This is a genomic window from uncultured Methanobrevibacter sp. (assembly GCF_902770715.1).
In the GTDB taxonomy this organism is placed as follows: Archaea; Methanobacteriota; Methanobacteria; order Methanobacteriales; family Methanobacteriaceae; genus Methanocatella.
The window spans coordinates 1-8,953 of sequence record NZ_CACXTS010000046.1; the positions used below are offsets into that span (position 1 = coordinate 1).

General features: G+C 32.0%; 5 protein-coding genes. All 5 read right to left on the reverse strand.

Annotated features, from left to right (window positions below):
* Positions 1-1,424: IS1182 family transposase (locus QZU81_RS09785; protein ID WP_295591561.1), on the reverse strand; the 1,424-nt coding region annotated here is incomplete at its 3' end.
* A gap of 197 nt (positions 1,425-1,621) precedes the next feature.
* Entirely contained in the window at positions 1,622-1,990 is a 369-nt protein-coding gene (locus tag QZU81_RS09790; RefSeq protein WP_295591562.1) for a HEPN domain-containing protein, read from the reverse strand.
* Positions 1,983-2,288, reverse strand: a complete 306-nt coding sequence (locus tag QZU81_RS09795) for a nucleotidyltransferase domain-containing protein (RefSeq protein ID WP_295591563.1) — start codon at positions 2,286-2,288, stop codon at positions 1,983-1,985. The genes QZU81_RS09790 and QZU81_RS09795 overlap by 8 nt, the downstream gene beginning before the upstream one ends.
* 222 nt (positions 2,289-2,510) lie before the next feature.
* Positions 2,511-3,560 carry a hypothetical protein gene (locus QZU81_RS09800; protein WP_295591564.1) on the reverse strand — a complete coding sequence of 350 codons (1,050 nt, stop codon included), beginning with the start codon at positions 3,558-3,560 and terminating at the stop codon, positions 2,511-2,513.
* Positions 3,561-3,836: 276 nt separating this feature from the next.
* Positions 3,837-8,953 (reverse strand): Ig-like domain repeat protein (locus QZU81_RS09805; protein WP_295591565.1); only part of this gene is annotated, 5,117 nt, incomplete at its 5' end.

Consider the following 8,953-nt stretch of genomic DNA (forward strand, 5'->3'; position numbering starts at 1 on the left):
AGTTTCATGTTTTGTTTTATGTGTGCAAATGGTAGTTCTGCTGTTTTTGATCGTTTTTTGTAGATTTTTTGTGCCCAGTCTGTTTCCATTTTCCGTTGCATTCTGATTTTGGAAGGGTTTCCATAGTCTTGAATTGTTTTATAGTTCTTTTTCTTGCAGCAGATTTCTTTCATAATGCAGTTTTTACATTCGTTTGTCCAGTAAGTTATTCTAGGTTTGTTTTTGTATTCGTATGTTCTTCTTCTATATAAAATTTCTCCTAAAGGGCAGATATATGTTTCAATTTCTGCATCGTAAGTGAAATTGTCTTTTTGAAATGGTTTGTCCCATAGATTGTACTTTTTTTCTTTTCTTGAGAGTTTTCTTGTTGATATGTATCCATCCAGTCCTTTTTCTTCGAGATATGTTGTGTTTTCATCTGTGGAATATCCATTATCGGCACTGAATTGGAAATTGGAAGGCATTTCATTGTAAATTCCTTCTAAATTGGTTTCTAATTGTTCTATTGATGGAATTAGTTCGAAATGGTCTGTTGGATTTTGTGTTAGGTATGATGTGAGGATTATTCCTTTGTATTCGTCCACAATGATTTGTGCATTATAATCCCATTCCCATTTGCCTTTTTTATTTAGCATTAATCGAGCATCTGGGTCGTTAATACCAATTACATCTTTTGGTGATTCTTTTACTTTTTCTTCGAGTTCATTGAGCTTTTTTAAAACTTTTTCAGGATTTTTTTCTGCTTGTTTTAAAAGATTTAAACTTGAAGAACGAAGTTTATCTTTGTTTCTATTATTTTTAGAAGATTTTTCTATTTCTTTTACTGTTTCTTTGAATTTTTCTTTGTCTGTTAATGATTCAGGAACAGTATTTCCAGATTCATCACCGAGTTCTTCATCTTCTTCTTGATCCATTTCAATACTTTTTTGAAGGTGTTTTTTCATGATTTTGATTTGTTTTTCGTCTGTTAATTTATTAATGGATGTTTTTGCTTTGATTTTAGTTCCGTCCAAGCTCAAATGATGGATTTTTATTAAATCATTATCTTTTGCAATTTTAATGGTTGTTTTGAATGCTTCATCGATTAAATCCGGATATTCGACTTTAAATCTTGCTATTGTTCTGTATGATGGTTTTTCCATTGCTGCAAGGTACATATATGCAATGTCTGTACGTGTTTTTCTCTCAATTTCTCTGGAAGATAATCCTCCATCGAAAACGCTCATTAAAATGAGTCTGAGCAATAATTCACGAGGATAAGCAAATTCACCAGGAGTTCCACGAAACTCATGGTTCGCTTTCGAACAATCAATTAAATCAACCACATTTTTAATAAAATAACATGGATGATCTTTAGGAATCAAGTTTCGCAAGTCCAACGGGACCAACATACTCTGATTTATATTATCATCTTTTAAAACCATGAATAAAACAACCATAAATATTAATATCTATAATAAAAGATTGTACTTCATAGTATATAAAATTAAAGGAAAATAAATCAATTAAAATTAGAAAAAAAGTTGTGACTTCGTGTCACATCCTCAAATACAACATCAATTATCCTAAAAAAACAAGAGTAAATAAAAATCTGAAAATAAAAGAAAAAAATAATAAAAAATCATAATAAAGTTTCCACTTCATTAATGAATTTTTCAGCCTGTAAAATAAGTTCTTCAGCATCTTCTTCTGTAAAAGTTTTTGAATAACCGTAACTGGAATCGTTTCTAGTTTCACGGGCATCATAAAGGTATCCATAGGTTTTCTTGCTAAGCAATCCTGTTTTGACGTATTCCTTGGCAAGTTGTCTTAAGGTTCCCTCATGGGTTTTTGGGGAAATGCTCTTTTTAAGAAGTAATGCCAGAGCAGAGGAATACATTGCATAATATGACATGGTGACTGAGTCCCTATATTGTCCGCCTTCATATAACATTTTACTTGAGATTAACTGACTTTTTCCAACATTGATTGCATCTTTTGGATTATCCAATTACTACACCTTCTTTAAGTACGTTAGTTAAGAATGGATAATCTTCTACTTTTTTGAATTCATCTTCTGTCATTAATCTTGGGGATATAACTTCATCTTTTTCTAGAATTATATCCATGGCGATTTTGTGGATTTCCGGTTTGATTTTATCTGCAATTGGAGATACGATTAAGATATCGATGTCTGACTCTTCACTGTCGTCTCCACGAGCTACAGAACCGAATAACATTATTAATTTAATGTCATCTGATTTGATGGTTTCTGCAAACTCCTTGGCTATTTTAATTCTATCATGCACATAAATCACCCAGTACAATAAGTAATTTATTATATTGAATTTATTTATAATAAATATATTGCCTCAACTAAACTTCAAAGATTATCCCAAATCATTTAATGGAATGATTATCTAATCAATTATTTGATTTATCAAGTATTTAAGTCTTTATATATTAAATCAAGTAAATATTGTTTACCATTTACAAAATTACAAGGTTACAGCAATATTTACCTACCAATATTATAAAGGCATTGAAATCACCTTCACCTTGCCATTTACAATTTTCCAATCATACCTTCTATAAAGCGATACATTGCTCATCACCTTGATATACTCCAGTTTCATATAATCCGGATTGTCCTTGTAATATGCCTCCCTAGTCTTATTCTTTCCACGACCATGCAATATATCAACGCTGTCCATACCCAACAGGCCACCTTCAAGCGTTCCCTGATTCAGGTATGTTGAGTTGAACTTACGAAGCATGTGGGGCCTTAATTTCGCATAGCCTCCAACTTCACCAAAGCCCAAATAATCATTCAGCAATTTAAACTTATAGTTCACATGGTTGGGATTATATTTCAAAAGCGGAGATTTCAAATCAAAGTCCTCGTGCTTTAATTTAATTCTTGCCATTTTCTGCACGCATTCGGGATTTAAAAAAGTGTAGTACGGCTTGTCGGTTTTCTGCCGGATTAGCTTGCAGGTACAAACCGCATTGTTTTTTCGTGAAAGATACCTTAAAGCATCCTCGAAATTATCCTTTCTGTGATAGGATTTTGTTCCTTCAAAGAATGTCCTGTTGGTCATGGATTTGGCCTCACACCTGCTTGAGCCCGATGAGAGTATAACCAAAATCCAAAGCTTCAAGTCATCGTCTGCAAACTGCAGAGCCAACCTCAGCTCATCCTTGCTCGGCAGATCCTCAAAGCTTATCAAATCATTTTTATTGACATATTTCTTGTTCAACGGCGGAATGAAAGGCACCTTCACCCGGTTGTAATGGTAGAATGTCTTGATTTTTGACACTGAACTTTGTATCGTGTTTCCTATATGATTTTTAGTCAAATGGTCTCTAAATGAGATTATCCGGTCATATATGCTTACTCTGTTTTCGGGAATATTGTTTTCCTGTTCGGTTATTGCTTCAGCCAACAAGTCTGAAAGACTCATGTTATGGAATGTTGTGTATTTGTTGAATGCTGTTCTGTATGATTTTTTAGATCCAACGCTATGACCTGATTTTATGTGAAAATCATCTATCAAATCCTGGTCTCTAGTAAAATACATTTTTATATAACCTCTTAATTCGATTAAAGCTTCTCCAAAAAATTGGTTAATCTTTCTAGTTGTCACTCAAGATATAAATAGTTTATGTTACCCTAGTGAAACCAACCGGCAATATAATAAAAAAAGCGATGAATAATTTTAATATTAATGAATGAATTGTATGCTATAATTGATTCAATGTTTGATTAAATTGATGGATGTGTTGAAATCGATATGTTTTCAATGGCTAATCTACATGAAAAATAGAAAAAAATATGGGGCAGTGAAATTCCCCATTTATTTTTTGAATTTGATAGTTTTCCTTACGGCGTCATTTTTATAGGTCACCTGGTAGGCGTACTTTTTGGAAGTCTTGAGTTTCTTGTAGACACTCCTTTTGATTTTGAATGTTACAACACCCTTCTTGTTGGTTTTTGCCTTGAAAGTCTTCTTGTTGAACTTTAGGGTTAGAACCTTGTTTTTGAGGTACTTGTTGTTGACTTTTTTAAGGGTTACTTTTATTTTGAGACTTTTAGCTGACTTTTTGGCTTTGATGTTTTTGGCTTTTAGGATGCTTTTTACTGTTACTGTGTTCTGGGTTACTTTACCTTGGTATGATGCCTTGATAGTGTACTTGCCCGGTTTAGCTGTGATTTTGAAACTTGCAATACCTTTTTTGTCAGTTATTATGTTGTAGTTAGCACCGTTGAAATTGATTGCAATTGTTTTACCCGCTAAAGGAGCATTGTTTTGTGTTAGTTTTACCTTATAGTAGGAATTGCTTGTGTATAAGACACTGATGTCACTTCCTTTTAGAATTAAATCTTGAATAAGCGGGGAAGGTTTTGCCTTAACCGTGAAAGTGACAACCTTATTTGTTTTGTTAAATGTTAAATCACCAGAATAAGTAACATTGACAGTGTAAGTGCCTGCAGGCAAATTAGAAATGACTTTAATTATAGTGCCATTACCTGTTTCAAATGAATAATCAACACCGTTTAAAGTAAATGAAATCTTGCCAGTAGTTTCATTATTTATTTTGATTGTGATTACTGCATTTTCACCTTGAGTGATATCTGGAATGCTTACTGCCAAATCAGGATTTGGCAAAGGAACAACATCAGATTTGACAGTGAATGTTACACTTTTAACAGTTTTATTGAATTTTGAATCACCTGAGTAGACAACATCAATTGTGTAAGTTCCCACTTTTAGATTAGGAACTTGACAGATAATTGTTCCATTTGAAACGTCAAATGAATAATCAACACCATCCAAAGCAAATGAAACATTACCAGTAGTTCCATTATCTATTTTAATAATGATAGTTGCATTTTCGCCTTGAGTAATGTTTGGAACTGACACTTCCAACTCAGGGTCACGTAAAGATGTTTTTGAAGCTACATTAAATGACACAACTTTATTTGCTCTACCAAATATTGAATCACCTGAGTAAGTTACATTAACACTATAATCCCCTGCTTTTAAATCAGAAATGATTTTAACAAAGTTACCTTCAGATGCCTTAAATGAATAATCAACATTATCTAAAGTGAAACTAACATTACCAGTTGCCTGATTGTTAATACTAATTGAAATGGTAGTATTTTCACCTTCAGTAATGTTATTTATTGTTACTTCCAAATTAGGGTCTTTTAAATTATTACTGCTTAGGGCAAATAATTTATTGTCCTCACAAGTCACATAAATTACTCCTTCCTTGTTCATTACTGGAGTGCCTGTGATTTTAGAGCCTAAATCTGATTGCCATAAAACATTACCATCTTTGTCAATAGCATAAAAGACATTACCTGATGCGAAGTACAAATTACTGTCATTATCAATTAAAATACCACTGGTGACTTTTAGATTGCTTATTTTAGAATCGCTACCATCAAGAATATCGAATCTGTAAAGTATGCCTCTGGCATTTACATGATATACTCCTTGTTCAGGGTCAATTACTAAAGTATTTCCAACACCACCTACAACTTTGGTTTTCCAAAGCTGAACACCAGCAATATTATAAGCAACAATACTATCTGATGAAACTGCATAAACAATATCACCATCACCAATAACCGGTCTAACCGGAGAGTACTCTCCACCTTTAATTGAGATAGTTTCTAAAGTTTTTGCATTAATCATCCTTAACCGGTTTTCACTGACAACAACAATTATGTTTTCATTTAAAATTGGAGAACATAACGGTTGAGAATCACCTATTGTAACCAAAGTCGGATCACCACCATTCTCCCATACTTTATATGGAATAATAGTCAGTTTATAATCCTCTGAAGTATACTGATATTCACTTACAATATATAAAGTAGCATTTGAATCAATTACCGGTGCAAACAAACTGGATCCCTGATAAATATTGGAAGCACCATATCTCTCACCGCTAGTCTGGTTAATGAAGTATAAAGTATCACCAGATTTTGGAGCTATGATTACATCACGACCAATACAGATACCTGAAAAATTACCCGCAGCCATATCAGATGTGAAATACCATAAACAATCTTTCTGATTATAACAATAAATACCATCTTTAGTGGTTAAGTAAATATTGCCCATACTATCAAGAAGCAGTTCACCGGTTAATGTTTTATCGAATTGAACGGTGTATGCTATTGTACCATCAGTGCTGCTTTCATATATTGTTTTGTGAGTGTTTTCAGTGTTTCCGCCTTCACCTGCCCATTGTGGAATTGGATATTCACTAACTTCAAATGAAACTGATTTGGATACAGTATTGTAATTATTACCATTATATGTTGCAGTGAAAGTGTAGTTTCCAATTTCAAGATTGAAAATAAGATAGGAAACTTCTCCTGATAATGGAATGTTGATAGTTTCATTGTTAATTGTGAAAGTACCTCTTGTCTTTGATGGAACTATAATACTAATTTCAGCAGTCTGACCAATCTTAATATCACTGGAAGAGATATCAAATATTAGATCTGCTTTATTGATATTAAAAGAACTAGTATTAGTTAAGTTAAAGTAGGTATCATCACCAGTGTAGAAAACACTAATATTTTTATTCTGACCTGCTTCCAGATTAATAAAGCTGACTTCCGCCCTACCGTTAATTACAGCTGATGAATTTCTTATGCCATCAATTGTAACTGTGACATTACCTGTTGCATCATCATTTAATTTGATTTTGATTATTGCAGTATCCCCATAAGTAATGTCATTAGTTTCAATTTTCATTGAAGCATTCAGATTATCCACTTCGATGAATCTGTTAGTTTGACTTGAAAGATACCTGTCATCACCATTATATATTGCGGTGATTAAATAATCTCCCCTAACAATATTTTCAATAGTATATTCCCCTTTAGAGTTAGTTAAAAATACTGTATGAGGATTATTGTTAATTAATAATGTAACATTACCAGTAGTGGAGTCTGTAGTTGTTATTGTTAAAATAACATCCTCACCAACATTAACTGTACCGATTGTTAAATTAGTTGTTGATTCAAACCTATTCACATTAACATTTGATGTTACTGTCTTGGATTGATATTTCTTATCACCAGCGTAATTGACTGTGACAGTGTATGAATCCGCTTTTAGATTTTCAAAATTGAAAATCATTTTTGATGAAACAATAACTTTTGTTTGTGAGTTAGTGCCAACATTAACTGTCAAATTGCCTTCAGCATCATTTGGAAGTGTGACTGTTATTGTTAAATTATCTCCAACCATAATGTCATCACTAGATAAAGATATTTTTGGATTTGTTTTTAAAAACTCAAAAGTCTTATTTGTAGTGAAATCATTATAATTTACAGTTAAAATACCATCACTAAATGCAGTTAAAGTGTAAATGACATTGGAATCAACACCTATAATGTATTTATTTACAATACCATTTATTGCTGTGAGATTTAAATCGATTTGTGGCAAATTAGCATATTTAGTTCCATCATTTAAATAGAATACTGCCTTAACATTTGCTTTTTGATTATTTTCCAAAGCGTTAACATCACTGGTAATATTTAAAGTTAAATATTTGTTAATGTTTAAATTAGGTATTGAATTGCCCCACCAGTTATAATCCAAATTAGCACCATTACCCTGAATAATATTGGAATTGTTTAACAGAATAGAATTTGAGATTGTAGTAGCACCATTATTTTGAACAAGCAATACATTATTATTTGTTATGATGGAATTTGCGATGATTAAATTGTTAATATTTTTAATGAAAGTTTCTGTGTTTAAATTATTGATTTTCAAATTCTTTAATGTTAAATCAGCGTTGGAAATGAATGAAGTAGCACCAGTTAAAGTGGCATTGCCTTCACCTTTAATAGTAACATCATAAGTAATTAAAATATTATCCTCTGAGTACTCACCATCTAAAAGAATAATATTCTGGTAATTTTGAGCTAACTCCAATGCCTTTTTAATTGAACTGACAGGAGTATCTCTTGAAATACCATTATTGGTATCGTTACCTTTGTTTTTTGAAACAAAAATATATTCACGAGTACTGGTAGCTGTGACCTCATTTGATTTCCTGTTTGAAATTGTAGGAACCACATAAACGCTACAAATATCCAAATCACCAAAATCAATACTGAAAATAGTTGAATTAACTGTTTTAACATATTTGTTGTTAATATAAACATCATATAATGTTTTATTTAAAATATCTGAATCATACCAATCCGGATGAGATAAACTATTAGAAATTTCAAAAAAGGCTTGTTCTTTACCTTCACTTAATTTAGTAAGTTTTAAATTGGAAAATACAATAGAATTACCGAGATAATAATTATCAGAAATATTGCAGAAAGATTCATTCCATAATCTAATTTCTAAAACATCATTTGATCTTGTATGATTAATAAAAGAATTGTTTACAATAATTATATCTGGAGTTCCATAACCTTGTACTGCTAAAGCACAAATTGCAGTCCCTCTAGCTGCAGCATTTTCAATGAAAATTGTATCCCTTACTTCTAAAGAACCTTTATCCATTATTGATATTGCTCCCCCACGACCCGGACCATCAGATAATGAATCCGGAGCCCAACAATTATTGGTATTGTCCTCAAATAAACATCCTTCAATATAAATATGAGGATTTGATCCATATTCACAAGCCCCAATTGCACCTCCACCATTATCAGTAGTACAATTGTTTCCTCTAAATACGGAATTATAAACTTTTAAGTTACCATAAGTGTATAATGCTCCACCGTTCCATCCTGCAACATTATCAATGAAATAAGAATCATAAATTGTTGAACTTGCACCACTATGCGTATGTATTGCTCCAGCCCACCAATAAGATCTATTTTTAACAAAAGTAGTGTTATACACAGTTAATTTTGCACAATTATTAATACAACCAGGTTCAGTTGTAGCATAATTGCCTTCAAAATAACAAT

Coding starts and splice junctions, on each gene's coding strand:
- QZU81_RS09800 (WP_295591564.1), bottom strand. CDS start 3,560: ATGTATTTTACTAGAGACCAGGATTTGATAGATGATTTTCACATAAAA.